Here is a 19,914-nt window from a genome sequence, read left to right as displayed (position 1 = left end):
CAAAAAACGCCGCCCCCAGAGGCGGCTTTTTTGCGGCTAAAACAGTGGTGTCCGCGGCGGGATTCGAACCCTTAAGGGGGGAATTTCGTCAAAACCTGTCGGGAAACACGAAAAAGGGTTTCTCTTAACCAGCGGTGAACAGGATCCATATCACGCCGTGGATGCCATGCTTGGAATGCTTCCACAGAAGGAAGTGATAGCGGGAATTCAAAAGATGTCAGGCCCAGAGCATCTAAAGAGATATGATCAATCACAATGCCTGGTAAAGGCAAAATGAGATCAGTGTTTTTCATGCTTTCTATCATTGCGTGATAATTGGGAACCACCATTGCAATCCTGCGTGTAAGTCCGTGTTGATTGCGTAGCATCCAATCAATAGGGCCCTGTGCACGTCCTCTACGTGAAACACTGATATAATCGTAAAGTACCATGCTTTTTGGTGTAACGGGCTGGGCTAAAATAGGATGTTCCTTACGCACAAGGCCGCGCATATAATCCCGAAAAATAGTTTGGCGGCGTATTTCAGGCTTCATCATGTCTGTTGCGCCAATATACAAATCCACACTGCCATCGCGTAATGGATCAGAGGCAGCAGCATCAAGTTCAGGTGCCCAGATAACCTCGCAACGAGGGCAATCTTTCTTAAGTGCTTCCAATAAAGGAAGAGCCAGTGCTGCCACCACCAGGTCATTGGCACGAATGGTAAATGTGGGGGCCATATTTGCTAGATTGGCAAGAGCACGTGTTTCTATAAGGCTATCTGCTGCTTGAATCAGATCCTGCACGCGGCTTAAAATGCCCGTAGCAAAGGTGGAAGGCGTCATGCGGCGGCCAGATTGCACAAGAATGGGGTCAGCAAAAGCTTTACGTAGTTTGGCAAGCTGACGGCTCATGGCCGGTTCACTGATTTTTAGCCGACGCGCAGCGAGAGAGACGCTTTCTTCTTCAATCAGCACCTGAAGGTAGCGAAGCAGATCAAGATCGTACCCTTTCATTCTTCCAAGCATAGATGTTGATTTTTGGAATGACCAGAAATTTTCATTCCAAAAATCGAATTCGTCGCTTATCAGAAATGGGGGTTGTCGGGGACATCGCGGCCAGATTGAAGTGCGTGTATGAGCGCTGTTCCTGCACAAGGGGTGGGTGAACCGATTATTCATGCCGCGCCACCACGCCCTTCTTATATTCCTCCTTTTGGCTTACGTACTGTTGTGGGCTGTTTGGGCATGCTGCTGGCTGTCCATGTTGCCGGGTTTAATGAACATGTGACCGAAATCGGCCTGTCCGATATTCGCGGCGCCATGCACATTGGTCATGATGAAGGCACGTGGGTTATTGCGATTTATGAGGCGTTTAATATTGCGGCCATGGCATTTACGCCGTGGTTTTATATGACGTTCTCAATTTATCGTTTTTCCATTTTTATGACCGCCGCTTTGGCACTGCTTTCCATTCCAGCGCCATTTATGCCGGATGTTACATCGTTGTGCATTCTACGTGCGTTTCAAGGGCTAACTGCAGGGTGTTTGCCGCCGGTGTTGATGACGGTGATGCTGAAATACCTTCCGCCAGAAATTCGGGTTTTTGGCATTGGAGGGTATGCCATGAGCGCCACCTTCGGGCCTAATTTGGGCTTGCCGCTGGAAGCGTTCTGGTTCGAACGCGTTGGGTGGCACTGGCTTTATTGGGAAATTATTCCAACTGCTGCGTTGGCTATTGCAATGATGGCCTATGGCTTGCCAAAAGATCCAATGCATTTTGAGCGGTTTGAGAAATTTAACTGGCTTGGGGTGCTGGTGGGGTTGCCCGCTATTTGCTCTTTAGTGATCGTACTTTATCAGGGGGACAGGCTGGACTGGTTCCGTTCCCCGGTTATTACAGATCTGACGTTCTGGGGTGGTGCGGCATTTATTGTTTTTGTGATTAACGAGGCTTTTCATCCTAGCCCTTATTTTCGTATTCAGTATTGGCGATCGCGCAATATTCAGGCGGCTTTGTTGTCCTTGGTTGGTATTCTCGCCATCTGTGCGATTATGGGGGATATACCCGCCACCTATCTCTCTGTGGTGCGTGGATATCGGCCTATTCAAACGGCTCCGGTCTCATTGGTTGTGGCTTTGCCGCAGCTTATCATGCTGCCGTTAATTGCGGCTTTTTGTAATAGCCGCAAGGTTGATTGCCGCTTTGTGCTGGCTGCTGGTATGTTGTGTCTGGCAGCGTCTGCATGGTTAGGTACATGGCTCACTGTGGATTGGGTGCGGGATAATTTTTATCCCCTTCAAATCCTTCAGGTCTTTGGGCAACCCATGACGGTTATTCCCACTCTCATGCTGGCAACTCTTGCCATGGGGCCTGCCGATGGTCCGTTTATTTCCGGCATGGTCAATATGCTTAAAGGGTTGGCTAACGCTGTTGCCTATGCGCTGTTTGCTGCTTTTACGCGTAGGCGAGAGCAGTATCATTCCACCATGTTGCTGGACCATCATGGCACACATGGTCTGGCACTTCAGGGTATGGGCAATCCCATTACCCAGCAGCTTTCCGTTACATCCCCCGATAGTGCACATGTTGCCCGTAATTCACTACAGGTTTTTCATACCTATATGCATGAGCAGGCGCTCGTTCTGGCTCTGAACGATATTTATTATGTGCTGATTTGGGTCTGCCTTGGCTACGCCTGCATGAACCTTATTCTTCCGCGCCGGGTTTATCCGCCGCGTGCCCCATCTCCCAATACTCCAGCCCGCTAATCCGGAATACAGATGATGATCTATAAAAAACCGCTGCTTTATGCTGGCTGTGCTGCTGCTGTGCTTGCCCTTGTTGCGTGGGGTGGTGCGCGTCTGATCAATGGTGATGGCCGCAATCAATATACCAATGATGCGTATGTCACAGCAGATTTCCCTACAGTTGCACCTAAGGTGTCAGGCCGTATTGATAGGGTGATTGCGCAGGATAACCAGCTTGTGCATGCGGGTGAAGAACTGGCGCATATTGAGGATGATGATTACCGCGCGGCTTTGGAAGTGGCCCAAGGTAATGTGTTGGCGGCCCAAGGCGATGTTGCCAATCTGGAAGCCGAACTTGGCCGGCAGGATGCTGTTATTGCGCAGGCACGTGCTGCTGTATTGGCAGATCAGGCTGCACTGATATTTGCGCGGCAAAACGCCGCGCGATACCGCAATCTTTCTTCTGGCGGTGCAGGAACGATTGAGCAGAAACAATTGTCTGAAGCGCATGAAAAAGAAGCTGTTGCAGCTGTGGCGCGTGATCAGGCCGGGGTGGATGCAGCCGTTCGGCAGGTGGCTGTTTTAAAGGCCCAGCTTCAGCGTGCACGTGGTGTTTTGCTGCGGATGCAGGGTGATGAAAAACAGGCAGAATTGAACCTGTCTTACTGCACCATTCCAGCCCCCATGGATGGCGTAGTGGGTGAGCGTGGTGTGCGTGTGGGCAATTATGTGCATCCTGGCACGGGTATTCTGGCTGTAGTACCTGTTCATGAAGCTTATGTGCTCGCCAATTTTCAGGAAACACAGCTTACAAAAGTGCAAACCGGCCAAAGTGCGACCATCTGGGTGGATACATTCCCCGGTCATCCCCTCAAGGCCCATGTGGATTCATTGGCACCTGCTACAGGCGTGGCGTTTGCACCCATTCAGCCAGATAACGCAACGGGTAACTTCACCAAAGTTGTGCAGCGTATTCCCGTTAAACTTACGTTTGATCCAGACCAGCCGCTTGCGGCAAAGGTGCGTGTTGGCATGTCTGTTGAAGTGAATATTGATACGGTGTCAAAGCCAGAAGGCCCGCATGCCAATAACTCCCGTTATATCTGGCAGTAATGTCATGAAGCGTTTTCTTTTTTCTGGTCTGTCTGTTCTGGTGCTTTCTGGATGCACTGTTGGACCGAACTATCATAAGCCGCAAGTCAAGGCACCAGCAGATTGGCGCGCAACGCAACCGCCAGCAGAAAGCCAGATGACTACAGCTTCAACAGATCCGCAGTGGTGGACGCTGTTTCATGATCCTGTTCTGACAAAGCTGGAAAATGAGGTCGCAGCATCCAATTTGGACCTTAAAGCAGCCAGTTTGCGGTTAATGCAAAGCCAGGCAGAACGGCGTATTGCTAGTGCCGCGCAGTTTCCACATGCAGAAGCCAATGCATCTTACGGGCGTGAGCGGGCCAGCACCAATGGTGTTCTGGGTTTGCTGGGCACTATGGAGCGTGAACAGGCAGGGTCTATTGCATCTGGTTCCCAAGGGTTTGGGCCAACAGCATTGCCCGGAAGTGTGGGCAACCCATCATTCAACTTACCTCAATATGGCATGAATGCATCTTGGGAGGTCGATTTCTGGGGGCATGTGCGCCGGCAAGTGGAAGCCGCCACAGCGGCCATGCATGAAACCGAGGAAATGCGGCGTGATATTCTGGTGTCTCTAATGGCAGAAACCGCGCAGGATTATATTGCTTTACGTAATACTCAAACCCAGATTGGCATATTGCAACATAACATTCAGATTGCGACAGACAGCGTAAAACTGACCACATTACGCTTTGAACAAGGGGCTGCAACGCGCTTGGATGTGGCGGAAGCCACAGGGCAGCTTCATACATTTGAAGCACGTTTGGCACCTTTGCAGGCTCAGGCAACACATATGCTGAATGCTTTGAGCTTTCTGGTTTCGCGTGAACCAGGGGCTTTGGATGCAGAACTTGGGCCACCAGGGCAGATTCCGCTTGTGCCTGCATTGGTGCCTGTTGGTCTGCCATCGGAACTGGCGGAACGTCGGCCAGATATTCGCATGGCGGCTGATCATCTGCATGCTGCCACAGCCAGTATTGGTGTGGCCATTGCAGATTTTTTTCCACGCGTTACGTTATCTGGCAGTCTGGATGTGCAAGCCCTGCAGTTTAGTGGGTTAGGATCATGGGCCTCGCGTCAGTATGGTTTTGGCCCTACAGCCACTTTGCCCTTGTTTGAAGGCGGACGGCTGACAGGCCAGTTGCATTTGCGTAAGGCGCAGCAGAAAGAAGCGGCGACGCTTTTCCAGCGTACGGTTTTAAAGGCATGGCAGGAAATTGATGATGCCATGGCGGATTTTACTGCGGCACAACATCAGCGAGATGCGTTGGCGGAAGCAGTGCATGAAAACGAAATTGCCGTGGATACGGCCAAGGCCCAATATGTACAAGGCTCATCTGATTTTCTGAATGTTTTAACGTTACAGAATGCCCTGCTGTCTTCCCAGAGTGCATTGGCGGATGCCACAGCACGTGTGGCAGGATCTGTTACGCATCTTTATCGTGCTGTTGGCGGGGGATGGGAAAATATCTATCCGGAAAAAACGAAAGTGCAAAAACATGCGTGAAATTAAACAATGATAACAATCAGGCGTGCTGATACCCTAGGATGTGCACATTCAGATACGCTGACATTACGCTGTCACTTTGCGTTTGCTGACTATCAAGATCCAGCACATACGCATGAGGGGCGTTTACGTGTGCTGAACATTGGTACGCTTACGCCGGAAAAAGCATATTATCTGGGGGCAGAAACCAATGTGGATATTCTGACATGGTTATCTGCGGGAAACCTGAGCAGCCAGATAGAAGGGTTTGATCTGGAAGAAATAAGGGCAGGGGGTGTGCATCTTGTAAGCACAGGCACAGGATGTAAAGCACTTGAATGGAAAGCAGGCGCAACTGGTGCGGCTTTTATCCAGTTCTGGTTTATGGCGGATGTGGAGGGCTTACAGCCAACGCAAGAAATACGCGCTGCTTTTCCTGAACTGGAACATGGTGGTTTTAGAATTCTGGCATCCGGTTTTCCGGAAGATGACCCGGAAGAAGAGGAACAGATTACAGATGGGGCCCCTGTTACCCTAACAGCGCGTGCACGCCTGTTACACGCCAGCATACCGGCAGGGCAGGGAGCCGCGTATAATACCACTCCGGGGCGTGATCTTTATTTATTGGTTGTTTCCGGCATAGTCACAGTGGATGGAAATATCCTCAACACAGGTGATGCGGCTGCAATAACTGAACAGCAGAATCTGATTGTTATTGCGCAAAAAAACTCTGTGCTACTTTTGTCTGATGTCGCCGCTAAAGAGTTCTGATGAAATATAAAAACATACGCCCGTTTTTGTTCTGGCAGATAACAGAAACGGGCGTATGTTTTTGAAGTTTTAGAGCAGATCCAGCACAATTTCTGCAGGACGGCAGGGCTTTGCGCCCTTGGAAGTAACAACTATAGGGCGATTAAGCAGTTTGGGATGCTCAGTAATAGCATCAAGAATCTGATCGTCCTTGATATCGGGCTGATCCAATTTCAGCTCCTGGCATAAAGCCTCTTTGCTACGTAAAATATCACGCGCGTTTAAATGGCCTTTTGCAAGAATGTCTTCCAGTTCTGCACGGGTTGGGGGATTTTTTAGGTACAGAATGATTTCCGGTTCAATACCTGCTTCCCGAATAAGTTTCAGAACTGTGCGTGACGTACCGCACGAAGGATTATGGTAAAGAGTGACTGACATAGGTGCATCCTAAAGAGTGAGGTCTCAATTATGATATTTGAGGCTATCATGGCACGTAAATAGAGTAGGATGGAGCAAATATGGCGCCCTTGTCAGGCATAAAAAAATGGTTCGGCCAACGGATAACCAAAAAATCTGGGTCGTGGTCAGATATGCTGGCAGGGCTTTCTCTGGCCTCCATGAATATTCCACAAGTTCTGGGCTATGCCCGTATTGCCGAAATGCCTGCTGTATGTGGGCTTTATACCGTTCTGTTTCCGCTGGTGGCGTTTGCTTTGTTTGGTTCTTCGCGCCATTTGGTTGTTGCAGCGGATTCTGCTACGGCCGCCATTTTTTCCAGTGGTTTGTCAGAAATAGTTTCTCCTGGCAGCGCTAGGTATATGGAGCTTGTTAGCACCGTTGCTTTGCTTAATGCCGGGTTTTTGTTGGTTGCCCGCTTATGCCGGTTGGGTTTTCTGGCAGATTTTCTATCTCGCACGGTGTTGGTGGGATTTTTGGCAGGCGTAGGCGTGCAGGTCGGATTGAGCATGTTGTATGATATGACAGGCTTGGTTTCGAACTCTCACAACACACTTGTTCAGGCTGTTGGGTTGTTTCAGGGCTTTGGGCAGATGCAGGGGCTGAGTATAGCCATTGCTAGCTTGAGCTGTGTTGTGCTGTTAGCTGGCACAAGGCAGAAGCCACATTGGCCAATAGGTTTGTGCGTTGTTCTTGTCAGCATTTTTTGCAGCTGGGGGCTCAACTTGCAGCATTACGATGTTGCCATTTTGGGGAGCATACGTGGTGGTTTGCCAGCGTTTTCTGTGCCAGTTCCGGGTTGGCATGATGTACTGGCTTTGCTGCCTATTTCTGCATCCTGTGTTTTTGTTATTATTGCGCAAAGTGCAGCAACATCGCGCGCCTTTGCAAATATGTTTCATGAACATGTTGATGAAAACGCAGATATTGTGGGCTTGTGCGCTGCAAATGCAGCGGCTGCCTTAACAGGCACCTTTACTGTTAATGGCAGCCCCACACAAACGGCTATGGCGGTGCAGGCGGGTGCAAGATCGCAAAAAGCACAGTTGGTTTTTGCGGCAGTTACGGCCTGTGTACTTTTGTTTTTTCCTGCACCATTACAGTATTTGCCTCGCTGTGTGCTTGGGGCCATTGTGTTCTGTGTGGCCATACGGATGATAGATATTCAGGCTCTTGTTCATATCCGGGATGAAAGCCCAGGCGAGTTTCGTCTGGCACTGGTAACGGCTGCTACCGTTGTGAGTGTTGGCGTGGAACAGGGTATTTTTATTGCTATTGCGCTCTCTTTGTTCCGGCACGTTCGGCATAGTTACATGCCGCATACGTTGGTTATGGCACCAGAACCCACAACCGGAATATTGGAAGCGCAAGCTGTGGCTCCCGGAGAACAAAGTATGCCGGGTATTATTATTTATCGTTTTTGTGCGGATTTGTTTTATGCAAACTGTAACTTGTTTACAGATGATATTATGGAACTGGTTTCATCCGCACCAAATCCGGTAAAGTGTATTGTAGTGGATTGCAGCGCTATTACTGATATTGATTATTCAGCAGCGCAAGTTGTGCGCGATGTGTTGCAACAGTTACATGCACGCGGAATTACTGTTTTATTTGGCCGTGTTGCACCATTTTTTCTAAAGGATATGGATCGCCACCATATTACTCCTGTGCTGGGAAAGGAGAATATTTACATGCAGTTGCATACAGCATTGGCAAGTGCGCGTAAGTTGTGTGGTGACGCAAAGGTCTTATAATTTCTGCACACTTTGCCAGATCATGTAAATGGCCACAATAAAGATGATGCATGCAAAAAGTGTTGTGAGATGATTGGAGGATCCGGATATACGTTGTGCTGTGCGTGTGCCAAACAAACTGCCAATGGCGCCACCGACAATAAACAGAAGTGCCAATTGCCAATCTATGTAGCCGGAGAACATATAGCTTAGTGCAGTGCTGAATCCGAAAGCGAAAACAGCAACCAAAGATGTGCCAACTGCGTTAAGAATAGGCATGCCGGTAGAAGCAATAAGCCCAGGGACAATAAGAAAACCGCCGCCAATGCCAAAAAAACCTGAAAGAAGGCCAGTACCCAAGCCATAGCCCATAACTTTTGGGGCATTGTGCCTATTACAACTTGCGCCGGGGCAGCCAATATTATGCCGCCCATGAAGCATGAGAATACCTACACCAATCATCAGCAAGGCAAAAAACAAAAGCAGCTTTTTTCCATCTATTGTTTTGCCAATATGGGCACCAACAAAAGCACCAATTATGCCACAAGATGCAAAAACACCTGCGCAGCGCCATTTTACCGTATGGTTGCGTGCATGGTGTGCTAGCCCTACCAGTGCATTAACGGCAACAGCCAATGCGCTGGTGCCTATGGCGACATGAGGGTTTTTTACACCTACCAGATATATCATAAGCGGCACTGCCAGAATGGATCCTCCGCCACCAATTAACCCCAAAGTAAAACCGACCAGCACCCCAGACATGAGTTCCAGCAGTACATGGGTAAAAGATAAGGTGAGCATAGAAGCGGGTATCCAGAAAGATCAGCCAGTTTTAGAGCTTGTTAATAGGAATTTTGATGTAGCTGGTGCCGTTATCTTCTGGCTCCGGCATATGTCCACCACGGATATTTACTTGCACAGAAGGCATAATCAGATTGGGCAGGGCGAGTGTTGCATCTCGTGATGTGCGCATGTTTACAAAATCATCTTCACTTACGCCTTCATGCACATGCACGTTATGTGCACGTTCTGCGCCAACAGTAGTTTCCCACGCATAGGTATCACGATGAGGAGCTTTATAATCGTGGCAGAGAAAAAGCCGCGTTTCCGCAGGCAAGGATAAAAGGCGGCGGATGGAGCGATACAGCATACGGGCATCTCCACCGGGAAAGTCTGCACGTGCGGTGCCGTAATCTGGCATGAACAATGTATCGCCAATAAAAGCAGCATCACCAATAATAAATGCCATGTCTGCAGGGGTATGGCCTGGCACGTGCAATGCTATGGCATTGAGGTTTCCCAGTTTGAATTGCTCTCCATCCACAAAGAGATGGTCAAACTGTGATCCATCACGTGCAAATCTGGTATCGGCGTTAAAGATTTTGCCAAAAACCTTCTGCACTTCAACAATATTGGCACCAATACCCAATTTGCCGCCAAGTTGTTCCTGCAACCATGGTGCTGCCGAAAGATGATCTGCATGTGCATGTGTTTCCAGCTGCCAAGCAACCTGCAATTTTTCAGCACGCACATAGTCTACGATTTTTTGGGCAGAATCATATTTAATGCGGCCAGATGCCGGGTCATAATCCAGAACACTGTCAATAACGGCTGCTATCAGGGTTTGTGGATCATGCACGACATGGCTGGCTGTAAAGGTTTTCTCATCAAAAAAGGTTTTTACAACCGGCTGTTGTTCAGGGTGCTGCGCAGCCATCAGAATCTGCTGGGTGGCTACGGCAATAGCTGGATCTGACATATGGAAAACTCCCAACAGTTTCTTATTTTAAGTAAATATGAATATACACTTTAATTAAGAATGAAACAGTCTTGCGTCAAGATAAAGAATGCGCGTAAACACTGCTGCTATGAATGACCGCATTATAGACACCAGCTCAATGGAGCCAGTGGTGGCCGCACCCAGAATTGGAGATGTCGCTCCAGATTTTATGGCGCGGACAACCCAAGGCACGCTCACGTTAAGCGCATTGCGTGGGCAATGGGTGCTGCTGTTTTCTCATCCGGCAGATTTTACGCCGGTTTGTACCAGTGAATTTATTGCATTTGCACAGGCAGCTTCGCAATTTGCGGATATGAATTGTGCATTGATCGGGCTTTCGGTGGATAGTCTGCCTGCGCATCTTGCATGGGTTGAAGCGATAAGGGAACGGTTTGATATCCGGATTCCCTTCCCTGTGGTAGAAGATCCTTCCATGGCTATCGCGCGTGCTTATGGCATGCTGGATGCAACGGCACGGAATAGTGCAACTGTGCGCTGTGTGTACATGATTGACCCGCAAGGTATTGTGCGTGCCACAACATGCTACCCCATGACAGTTGGCCGGTCTGTGGTAGAACTGTTACGTTTGCTTGCCGCCCTGCAACGGGTGGATGAAGGTGATGCGCTGACTCCAGAAGGTTGGACACCTGGCAAAAAAGTGGTGTTGCCTACAGTGCAAACGCAGGATGCTGTTACGCAGGCGGGGCCATCATGGTTTATGTGTTTAAAGCCAGATCAGAGGCAATAAGCGCATGGCGGAGATGTCTTTGGATGAAGCAAAGCATTTAGTGGAGCAGCTTAAGCTGTTTGCCCAGCCGCAACGGCTTATGATTTTGGATGCTCTTTTACAGCATGGGGCGTTGGCAGTGGGAGAGCTGGAAAGCAAGACCGGGATTGGCCAACCTACATTGAGCCAGCAGCTGGGCACATTAAGGCGCTCCAATCTTATTGTTCCGCGCCGTGAATCGCGTACAATCTATTATAGCCTGCAAAGCAAGGATGAAGCTTTGCGTATAAAGGTTCTGATAGGCCTTTTAAAAGGTGATAAAAGCCTGTTGTCAGCAACACATGAGCTTGCTGAGCAACGAGGGGTAAAATCAAACAGGAAAAAAGATCAAGCTCTTCAAGAAGAAGGTGCGCAGTTTGCCTTTGTGCAGGCGATACAACCTCAACGCCGCTTCTAAAGTCGGAAATTTACATGGATTCTCATCGGCATCGGTGCAAATGGGCCTGTGGAAACAAGCTGTTGCGTGATTATCATGATGTTGAATGGGGTAGGCCCGTTAAGGATTCCCGCCTTTTATGGGAAATGCTGGTGTTGGAAAGTTTTCAGGCTGGGCTTTCATGGAATACGGTACTGCAAAAGCGTGAAAACTTTCGTAGAGCTTTTGCCAAGTTTGATCCAAAAAAAGTGGCCCTGTTTACAGAACAGGATGTGCAAAACCTGTTGCAAGATGCGGGTATTATCCGCTCTCGTTTGAAAATAGAAGCAACAGTTCAAAATGCACGTGCCTATTTGCATATGCAGGCACAAGGTGAAGATTTTGCAGTTTTTGCATGGCATATGGCAGAACGGGATTATGTAAAAGCACCGTTTCCTCATTTGCTTGCGCAAACTACGGCCTCGCAGAATTTCTCCAGAGAATTAAAGAAACGTGGCTTTTGTTTTGTGGGGCCCGTAACTGTTTATGCATGGATGCAGGCTGCGGGCATGATAAATGGACATGAACCAGATTGTTTCCGGTACCATGCTTGTAATTAGTGCAATACGCCACATGAAATAGCTGTTCTCAGGCGTGTTGCAGAACGCAAAATTATGACTGAGGCAGAACATGACAAAAAATATAATTCAGCAACGTGTTGAATGGGCAAGGGAAGGAAAGTTCCCTCAGGTTATCGGGCGTATGCCTTCAGGCTGGCTTATTGTGGCCGATACACAGCCCGTAAAAGGTTATTGCCAGCTTTTGGCAGACCCTATTGTGCCCAGCCTTAATGACCTGCACGGGCAAGAACGCATGCAATATCTGGCAGATTGCGTAACAGTTGGGGATGCTTTGCTCAAGGCAGCTGGAGCAACCCGGATCAATTATGAAACATGGTGTAATCAGGAACCTTCACTCCATACGCATATTGTGCCGCGCTATCTGACAGAAGCAGATACCGTAAAAACCAAGCCTGTATGTGTAGGTTATGCTGGCGTTTCTGCACGTCCGTTTGATCTGGAGCAGGATGCAAGCTTTATGGAAGAAATGCGGAAACTTTTGAATATCCAACCATAAGGGAGGATGAAAAGGTTGATTTGCGAATGGAGGCATTATGAGTGCGGCAATAACGATATACGGCATAAAATCTTGCGATACGATGCGTAAGGCCATGAAGTGGCTGCAAGCGCATAACGTGGTTTATCAGTTTCATGATTATAAAACGCAAGGAATAGACACAGCGACACTTAAAAAGTGGGCACAAAGTGTTGGCTGGGAAAAGCTTTTGAATAAGGCAGGTACAACATTTCGCAAACTGCCAGATTCTGAAAAAGAAAATATTGATGAAGAACGGGCGTTGGCGCTTATGGTTGCTTATCCTTCCCTGATAAAAAGACCTGTTCTAGACAGGGAGGGAAAGATTATAGTGGGTTTTAAACCAGAAGTTTATATGGATCTATTTGCTATACATTAAATGGTAAAGAATATGGGGCACTTGGCCCCATATTCTTTAATCAAGTTATTATTCCTGATCAGGTGCAGCAGCAGAATTAAGCTGAATATAGCGTTCAATACCAATCTGCTTGATCAGATCAAACTGACGATCCAGGAAGTCTTCATGTTCTTCTTCATTTTCAAGGATCTTCAGCAGCAGATCGCGGGAAACAAAGTCACGCACGCTTTCGCAATAGGCAATGCCTTCACGCAGGTCAGCCAGAGCTTTTTCTTCCAGCTTCAGGTCGCATTCCAGAATTTCCTTCACGTCCTGACCAATCAGGATAGTGTTCAGGCGCTGCACGTTGGGAAGGCCACCAAGATACAGAATGCGTTCAATTAGCCAGTCAGCATGGCGCATTTCTTCAATGGATTCTTCATACTCTTTCTTGCCCAGCAGGGTTACGCCCCAGTGGCGTAGAGTGCGTGCATGTAAAAAGTACTGGTTGATGGCTGTCAGCTCATTTGTAAGCTGCGTGTTCAGATGTTCGATAACTTTAGGATCTTTTACCATGATATGTTTCCCGATTTTGAAGGAGGAATGTCAGGTTCTTTTACGGTAATTTAAAGGGTAATGCAAATAGAAAATCTTTAAATATCAATGAGTTTCAATAAGTAATTCTTATTCGCAAATGTTGTTTGCTTTTTTTATTTCCGGAACAGTATCTTAACTGTGTAGTGGTATTTATAACATTTCTGTTATTTGTTTTGCGGAAGTGAAACTCCTTTGTCCAAAGGTAAATTTGCCCGGATTTCTTGCGAATAGTGATCATCTGGCGTAGCACCATCTGGCCGATAAATGCGGCTGAGTCGTTTAAGGGTAGGGAAGTCATACTGTGTGTTCAGAAGCCCCAGATCATACGCCAAAGAGGCCGTATACCCGCTGAGCAATACCCGCCAATCTAGCCTGTACTGGAGTTGCGCGCCTGCGCGGGAGAGGATTTCTGTAGTGCAGTTATCTGTAAGCGTATTGTACCAACGAGGATGTGTGTGTAGGAAATGAATTTCTGAAAGATAGCTCTTAAACAGACGCTCACGCGTTTGCGGCGAAATAAAGAGCCGATAAAGATAGACGCGTTCCTTACGAATATCAGTGCGAACGCCAATTAAGTCCTTTTCATCTGCGGTTACGTAAAACATTTCATAATGATGAAAGAAACCAGCAATAACAGAATAGGGAAAGCGTTTTTGCCGACGTGTTTCAATGGATATGGCAATGTGTCGCCCATCCTTGAAGCCAAAGGTCAGAAAAACATGAGCAATACTTTCTCCTGCCCAGTAAGATGTAATCATATCTACGGATGAAAGATCGTCCAGATTATACGTGGCATCGTAATAATGCGGTGTGTAATTTGTTTCTGTTTTGTATTTGAAATTTCGTATGTGCTGAATATGTACAGTGCGGCCGGTTAGAACCGCATCTGCGGGCAAGGCATATTCTCCCGCCCAGTCACGGTTGTTGCGTGGTGGGTCCGTAAGATACCAGATTACAAAAAGTGTGCCCAGAACAGGAATGGCGCGATGGCTGATCCGCGTTGGTGCAAAAAAGAAAAGCCCTGAAACAAGCAGCGGGAATAAAATGGTAAGTGCTAAACGCACATTATCCGGTGTTAAGGTGGAATAGTAAAAAGCTGCGGCAGAATAAAGACTAAACAGAAGAGTGCCAGTTACTTTTATCCAGAAAAACCATTTATGTGCCGAGGACTGATGTTGCAGGTTTTTCATGGATGTACCGGAGGTGTTGTAGGCTGATATTCACCGCCAATGCGTGTGATATTCTGTTTGCTCATATCACCTGTTTCTGGAATCCCTGGGGTAAGGTGGGCGAAATGCTCCAACAGAATGCGGCGTACTTCTGCAATGGTAATGGGGTTGGATTGGGTGGAATGCCCAGAGTGCCGCACAACCAGTTCAGAATCAGCATAAGGCACGTGGGCGCTTTTATATTTTACAACCCCATCATCTGCCGTAGCTAAGGGACCATCTCCCAACACTGGAATAATGGAATGTGTGCGTACCTCTGGCACAACAGGTACAGAAGCCAGAGAGCGAATAAAGGCGCTATGGGGGGTCATGCCATATACACTTCCCATACGCCACGGGCTCATATCTACCCGTATGGAGCCAGTTTCTCCGGCCACAACCTGTTGCATGACTTCGGTCAGGCTCACAGGAAATGTCACCATACGTCCAACAAGATGCGCTAAGGAAAGTGCAGCCAGATAACTGCCGTGTTGTGGTGTGGAAATAAAAACAACCTGTTGGACTTCTGGCAATGGTTTTGGAAACAGACTTTCCTGCAAGAAGCTGCGGGCTTTAGGAGTGAGGCGTAAACTGTTGAATGGGTGATGTGTCAGGCCGTTCCAAAGTTTATCTTTGGCGTCTATCACTTGCATTTTTGCCAACAGTCCCCCTTGGCTATGGCCAATAAGCACCATATGTCCCAAAGCAGGATCGGCTTGTGTACCACCATTGTTTTGGATGGCGGATTCCAATGCCTCACGGAGTTGTAAGGCAGAGTAGGGAATGGGGTTTCCTGTAGCGTAGGAAAAAAACCAGAATTCGAAATGGGAACGAATTTCCGGATCTTCCAACAGGTCATTCACCATATCTGCCCAACGGCCAGGGCTGGAAGCAGTGCCGTGGATAAGCACGACAGGAATGCACCCATATCGGTGCGGTTCTATGGCAATAAGTTGCGGTTTGCGGCCATTGTCAAAAAAACGACCATCCAGAAAACCCTTGTATTCGCTAGACCAGTCTACAGCATTACTTAGGCTCAATGCGCGCGAAGCTGTTTGATCATACTGCAGGGGGATAAGTGTATGGTTGGTTGTGAGAATATGGCCATTTTCATCCAGAGCTGTCAGAGTGAAATGGCCTGAGATATGGTTAGAAAGAACTTGCCTGCGTGGATCAGGGATTTCCATAAATAGACTTACAGGAATGCGCAGTTTATCTGTGACTGTAAAAGAAGAAGGTGCACGCCCATCTACATGCGGAATGGCAGCAAGGGGCTCTCCTAATCCCATATGGCTATAAATGTTTTTAACGCCGTTTACGGCAAGGCGCGCCGTGGGACGAAAATCTGTGAGTTCATAGCCATGCCACATATGTTCTGCTGGATTGGCTGAAAGGTCTAAATCGCCAAATGGAAGTACCCAATGTTGAGCATTGATATTGGCAGGAGAACCCAAGGCTTCACTCAGGCTGAGCATATAAATATCACATGCTTGCCGAAAATGTGGATCATATGGATCTGGATGTTCTGTGGTTTTATCTTCCGGGTTGAGGTAGGCATACGCGTATAAGGCAGCAGCCATGAAATCTGTGCGCGATTTGTGTTTTTTGCCCCGCAGGTAACTCAGCTCGGCCAAAGCAAATAACTGGTCGTTTAAATCAGGTGTGTAAAATTGGTCTTGCGTGCTTTTGCGCAAGGTATCTATGGCAGCGCTGGGGTGTTTTTGCCATTCACCCAGCAAATTTTGGCGTTCCAGAACAATACGAGTGGTGTTGCTAAGTGCAGTTCCATTCAGAGCCGTATGGTTACGTTCCTGATAAGCCTTGGTCAGGCTGAGTTGTTGAACTGAAACAGGAGGCGCACAACCTGCAAGAGCTAAAAAGACAGCAACGCAACAAGATTTATGATTTAATTTTTTAATAAAACTCATTGAAAAAACAAACATTATGCTTTCCGCAAAACATATCCAAACGTTAAAATGTGGGGTGGAACTTACGATGTTCATTACAATGTGGCAAATGGAATAAAGGAATGTCATCCCTTTTCATCTAGGGTAATTTTATGTCCGGTTTGCCTGTTATGCGTGTTCTTCTGGTCAGTACCTTTGTGTCGGAAAAGGTTCGCAAAGGGTATATTTCTAAAAGAACAGATATTACAAAAATTCATTTCTCTAAAATAATGCAGGAAAAATTTTTACAGGAATACTCTATATCCCATATCTTCTGTGCATCGGATATTTTAATCGATGAAGATCAGTCTGTTTTACCAGAAGGTTTTGATATGGAGCCTCAACTGCAAAATAGAAATTATGGCATTTGGGGTGGGCGGGATTTGCGGAGTTTGTCTCTTATAGAACAGCAAAATTTTATGGATCCTGAATATTCTCCTATAGAGGGAGAAAGTATGTTTGCCTTTCACATCAGATTGAAGGCATGGTTGGATGGTTTATTTAAAAAGGTCAAAAATCAGGAAACAATCTTGGTTATAGCAACACCGCCTGTGATACGTGCATTAAGTGCTTGTATTTTGGTGGATGATATAAAAAACTCCTTTAGCATACAGCATAAATTAGATATTCATCCAAAAAGTTTGAGTGTTTTTTCTGGTAGATGCGGAAAATGGCGTATTCTTACGCTTTCTGCACCGTTTTAAGGTAACCGTTAAAAAGAAGTATAATTGAAATTCTTGTTTAGGCGTAGAAATAATTCACAATACGGTGACAGGATTATCATATATTCTATAAATATTTATACATCAAAATGTTGAAAACATTTTATGGACAAAAATAAACACTTAATATCAGCATGTTGTGCTGTTTTTGGTGGCTCGAATAGAGATATTTTATAGTTACGGGATATATTTTTTATATGAGATACTGCGTTTTCATATATTGGACATTTATCTGATTGAGGGTTTTAGCTAAAGGCCGTTTTTTAAGAATATTTCGATGAGGAGTTATAAAACCGTGACATATACAGTTGGCATGTATCTTGCTGAACGTCTTTCTCAGATCGGATTAAAGCATCATTTTGCTGTGGCAGGAGATTTCAATCTGGTTCTGTTGGACCAGCTTTTGGTCAATAAAGAAATGGAACAGGTTTATTGCTGTAACGAACTGAACTGTGGCTTTAGTGCAGAAGGTTACGCACGTGCCCACGGGGCAGCAGCAGCTGTTGTAACCTTTAGCGTTGGGGCTATTTCTGCCATGAACGCCATTGGCGGCGCCTATGCAGAAAACCTGCCAGTGATTCTGATTTCTGGTTCTCCTAACAGTAATGATTACGGAACAGGGCATATTCTGCACCATACGTTGGGCACGGATGATTATACCTATCAGCTCGAAATGATGCGGCATGTCACGTGTGCGGCAGAAAGCATTACAGATGCTGCTTCTGCACCTGCAAAAATTGATCATGTTATTCGCACGGCTTTGCGTGAACGTAAGCCGGCATATCTGGAAATAGCCTGTAATGTGTCCGATGCAGAATGTGTGCGTCCGGGTCCTGTTTCTTCCTTGCTGGCAGAAGTGCGGGTAGATGATGTCAGCCTTAAGGCTGCGGTTGAAGCCTCTCTTAGTCTGCTGGAAAAATCTCAGCGTGTGACAATGGTTGTGGGGAGCAAGGTGCGGGCGGCCCATGCTCAGGCGCAAACAGAACATCTGGCAGATAAGCTGGAATGCGCTGTTACCATTATGGCGGCGGCAAAAAGCTTTTTTCCTGAAGATCACAAAGGTTTTCGTGGCCTTTATTGGGGGGATGTATCTTCACCCGGAGCGCAGGAACTGGTTGAAAAATCTGATGCCCTTATTTGTGTGGCACCAGTTTTTAACGATTATTCCACTGTTGGTTGGACCGCGTGGCCCAAGGGAGACAATGTTCTGCTGGCAGAACCGAACCGGGTAACGGTGAGTGGAAAAACATATGAAGGGTTTACTTTGCGTGAGTTCCTTGAGGAACTGGCAAAGAAAGCACCTAGTCGTCCGCTCACGGCGCAGGAAAGCAAAAAGCATGTTCCTGTTATTGCCCCTACCAAAGCAGATGCACGTCTGACAAATGATGAAATGACCCGTCAGATCAACGCAATGTTGACTTCAGATACCACGCTGGTTGCTGAAACGGGTGATTCCTGGTTCAACGCAACGCGTATGGATCTGCCACGCGGTGCGCGTGTTGAGCTGGAAATGCAATGGGGCCATATTGGTTGGTCTGTGCCTTCCGCATTCGGGAACGCTATGGGTTCTCAGGAACGTCAGCATATTCTGATGGTAGGGGATGGTTCATTCCAGCTGACTGCGCAGGAAATGGCGCAGATGGTGCGTTACAAGCTACCAGTTATCATTTTCCTGGTTAACAACCGTGGATATGTAATTGAGATTGCCATTCATGATGGTCCGTATAACTACATCAAGAACTGGGATTACGCAGGGCTGATGGAAGTGTTTAATGCGGAAGATGGTCATGGCTTAGGCTTAAAGGCCACAACGGCTGGTGAGTTGGCAGAAGCCATTAAAAAGGCCAAGGCAAACCGTGAAGGACCAACCATTATTGAATGTCAGATCGAACGTTCTGATTGCACCAAAACATTGGTGAAATGGGGCAAAAAGGTTGCTGCGGCTAATTCCAGAAAGCCTCAGGCATCCTAAAAGTTCTGATCAAGCAAGAAATATAAATATAAAAAAGGGCCCTATCATTATGATAGGGCCCTTTTCTACACCTTATGAATTAAAAATCAGGCAGAACGTACTTTTGTTTCTGCTGCTTTCTGATCTTCCATAACATAGGGGCCAGCAGCACGAATGGTCATGGAAAGGATGCCCATTTTGCCTTCGGTCAGGTGGTCTCCCAATGGCAGCATGGCATTGCCGTTAGTCCATGCGTGGGGTGTTGTGTTGGCACTAGCATACCAACCTTCCGGTTTTTCAGCCTGAAGATGTGCCGTAATGTCGTGTGACTGTTTGGCGCACAGAAGACGCACATCTGCCACAGCAACACCCATATAACGACGGTCATCTACAAACGGACCGATAACATCGGAAGGGCGGCTGGCGCGGGAAACAATATGCACAGATGTTGTATTAGGCGGCAGCATAAAGCTGTAGTGCTGGGCAGACTTACGCATGGGGCGTACAACAGCACCAGTGTTTGTAAGCAGGTGCAGGTCTGGATCTGTTGTGGTTTCAACTGTTGTAGGAATCTGCAGGTCAACAACATTGTTTGTGCGCCCTTCCAGAGCGTGGAACAGCGGTTCAACAAAGGCACGTGCAACTTCCAGTGGCGCGCCTGCATCATTGGCCCAGGTTTTAACAGTGCCACCTATGCGCACAACCTTGCCTTTCTGTTGGAAGGCAGAACGGTTGCCTGTATCCAGATAGCTTTCTGTCAGCATGCCATCTGCGGTGATAACGGAATG

19 protein-coding genes and 1 pseudogene are annotated in these 19,914 nt (G+C 47.4%); 12 read left to right on the top strand and 8 right to left on the bottom strand.

The genetic code is table 11. The features are described 5' to 3' along the window. Positions 1-71: 71 nt before the first annotated feature. Positions 72-995, bottom strand: a complete 924-nt coding sequence (locus tag CSR02_RS03785; RefSeq protein ID WP_042788419.1) for a LysR family transcriptional regulator — start codon at positions 993-995, stop codon at positions 72-74. A gap of 120 nt (positions 996-1,115) precedes the next feature. Here CSR02_RS03785 and CSR02_RS03780 point away from each other — a divergent pair, with 120 nt between their 5' ends. From CSR02_RS03780 to CSR02_RS03765, 4 genes are read left to right on the top strand one after another with little or no spacing between them, the layout of a single operon-like run. Then, entirely contained in the window at positions 1,116-2,750 is a 1,635-nt protein-coding gene (locus CSR02_RS03780; protein ID WP_099540621.1) for an MFS transporter, read from the top strand. Positions 2,751-2,765: 15 nt separating this feature from the next. Next, entirely contained in the window at positions 2,766-3,842 is a 1,077-nt protein-coding gene (locus CSR02_RS03775; protein WP_099540620.1) for an HlyD family secretion protein, read from the top strand. 4 nt (positions 3,843-3,846) lie between these two features. Next, entirely contained in the window at positions 3,847-5,370 is a 1,524-nt protein-coding gene (locus CSR02_RS03770) for an efflux transporter outer membrane subunit (RefSeq protein ID WP_099540619.1), read from the top strand. A gap of 9 nt (positions 5,371-5,379) precedes the next feature. Further along, positions 5,380-6,120: a pirin family protein gene (locus CSR02_RS03765; RefSeq protein WP_099540618.1), complete on the top strand. Its 741-nt coding sequence runs from the start codon at positions 5,380-5,382 to the stop codon at positions 6,118-6,120. A 69-nt stretch (positions 6,121-6,189) separates the two neighbouring features. Here CSR02_RS03765 and arsC read toward each other — a convergent pair whose 3' ends face one another. Further along, positions 6,190-6,537 (bottom strand): arsenate reductase (glutaredoxin), encoded by a 348-nt coding sequence (gene arsC / locus CSR02_RS03760; protein ID WP_099540617.1) that lies wholly within the window; start codon positions 6,535-6,537, stop codon positions 6,190-6,192. Between the two features lie 80 nt (positions 6,538-6,617). Between arsC and CSR02_RS03755 the strand changes: the two genes are divergently transcribed. Further along, positions 6,618-8,309, top strand: coding sequence for a SulP family inorganic anion transporter (locus CSR02_RS03755; protein WP_099540616.1), 1,692 nt, complete (start codon positions 6,618-6,620; stop codon positions 8,307-8,309). Here CSR02_RS03755 and CSR02_RS03750 read toward each other — a convergent pair. Together CSR02_RS03750 and CSR02_RS03745 are read right to left on the bottom strand one after the other, a co-directional pair. Further along, complete coding sequence (locus tag CSR02_RS03750; protein ID WP_099540615.1) at positions 8,304-9,089, bottom strand: sulfite exporter TauE/SafE family protein; 786 nt, start codon at positions 9,087-9,089, stop codon at positions 8,304-8,306. The two genes, CSR02_RS03755 and CSR02_RS03750, sit on opposite strands and share 6 nt — an antisense overlap. A gap of 31 nt (positions 9,090-9,120) precedes the next feature. Beyond that, entirely contained in the window at positions 9,121-10,047 is a 927-nt protein-coding gene (locus CSR02_RS03745) for an MBL fold metallo-hydrolase (RefSeq protein WP_099540614.1), read from the bottom strand. 88 nt (positions 10,048-10,135) lie between these two features. Between CSR02_RS03745 and CSR02_RS03740 the strand changes: the two genes are divergently transcribed. The 5 genes from CSR02_RS03740 (at position 10,136) to CSR02_RS03720 (ending at position 12,744) form a co-directional block, all read left to right on the top strand. Next, the gene (locus CSR02_RS03740; RefSeq protein ID WP_099540613.1) at positions 10,136-10,816 is read left to right on the top strand and encodes a peroxiredoxin; all 681 of its coding nucleotides are present in this window, start codon (positions 10,136-10,138) and stop codon (positions 10,814-10,816) included. A 4-nt stretch (positions 10,817-10,820) separates the two neighbouring features. Beyond that, on the top strand, positions 10,821-11,252 hold the full coding sequence (locus CSR02_RS03735; protein ID WP_099540612.1) for an ArsR/SmtB family transcription factor: 432 nt from the start codon (positions 10,821-10,823) through the stop codon (positions 11,250-11,252). A 14-nt stretch (positions 11,253-11,266) separates the two neighbouring features. Continuing rightward, positions 11,267-11,830, top strand: a complete 564-nt coding sequence (locus tag CSR02_RS03730; protein WP_099540611.1) for a DNA-3-methyladenine glycosylase I — start codon at positions 11,267-11,269, stop codon at positions 11,828-11,830. Positions 11,831-11,900: 70 nt separating this feature from the next. Further along, positions 11,901-12,347, top strand: coding sequence for an HIT family protein (locus tag CSR02_RS03725; protein ID WP_042788405.1), 447 nt, complete (start codon positions 11,901-11,903; stop codon positions 12,345-12,347). Between the two features lie 37 nt (positions 12,348-12,384). After that, complete coding sequence (locus CSR02_RS03720; RefSeq protein WP_099540610.1) at positions 12,385-12,744, top strand: ArsC family reductase; 360 nt, start codon at positions 12,385-12,387, stop codon at positions 12,742-12,744. A 48-nt stretch (positions 12,745-12,792) separates the two neighbouring features. Here the strand turns inward: CSR02_RS03720 and bfr are convergent, their stop codons facing one another. The 3 genes from bfr to CSR02_RS03705 all read right to left on the bottom strand — a co-directional run bounded on the left by bfr (position 12,793) and on the right by CSR02_RS03705 (position 16,450). Beyond that, positions 12,793-13,281: a bacterioferritin gene (bfr, locus tag CSR02_RS03715; protein ID WP_428182527.1), complete on the bottom strand. Its 489-nt coding sequence runs from the start codon at positions 13,279-13,281 to the stop codon at positions 12,793-12,795. A gap of 182 nt (positions 13,282-13,463) precedes the next feature. Then, positions 13,464-14,489 carry an Lnb N-terminal periplasmic domain-containing protein gene (locus CSR02_RS03710; RefSeq protein WP_099540609.1) on the bottom strand — a complete coding sequence of 342 codons (1,026 nt, stop codon included), beginning with the start codon at positions 14,487-14,489 and terminating at the stop codon, positions 13,464-13,466. Then, complete coding sequence (locus CSR02_RS03705) at positions 14,486-16,450, bottom strand: esterase/lipase family protein (RefSeq protein ID WP_099540622.1); 1,965 nt, start codon at positions 16,448-16,450, stop codon at positions 14,486-14,488. Before CSR02_RS03705 ends, CSR02_RS03710 begins: the two co-directional genes overlap by 4 nt. A 116-nt stretch (positions 16,451-16,566) precedes the next feature. Between CSR02_RS03705 and CSR02_RS03700 the strand changes: the two genes are divergently transcribed. Beyond that, positions 16,567-17,157, top strand: coding sequence for a histidine phosphatase family protein (locus CSR02_RS03700; RefSeq protein ID WP_099540608.1), 591 nt, complete (start codon positions 16,567-16,569; stop codon positions 17,155-17,157). 313 nt (positions 17,158-17,470) lie between these two features. Then, positions 17,471-19,147 carry an alpha-keto acid decarboxylase family protein gene (locus tag CSR02_RS03695; protein ID WP_099540607.1) on the top strand — a complete coding sequence of 559 codons (1,677 nt, stop codon included), beginning with the start codon at positions 17,471-17,473 and terminating at the stop codon, positions 19,145-19,147. 86 nt (positions 19,148-19,233) lie between these two features. Here the strand turns inward: CSR02_RS03695 and CSR02_RS03690 are convergent. Next, positions 19,234-19,914, bottom strand: a pseudogene (locus CSR02_RS03690) (Hint domain-containing protein); the annotation flags it as partial.

Source organism: Acetobacter pomorum, from assembly GCF_002738225.1.
GTDB classification, from domain to species: Bacteria; Pseudomonadota; Alphaproteobacteria; order Acetobacterales; family Acetobacteraceae; genus Acetobacter; species Acetobacter pomorum.
Note: the sequence above shows the minus strand (reverse complement) of the source record. Positions and strands in the feature narration are given on the sequence as shown.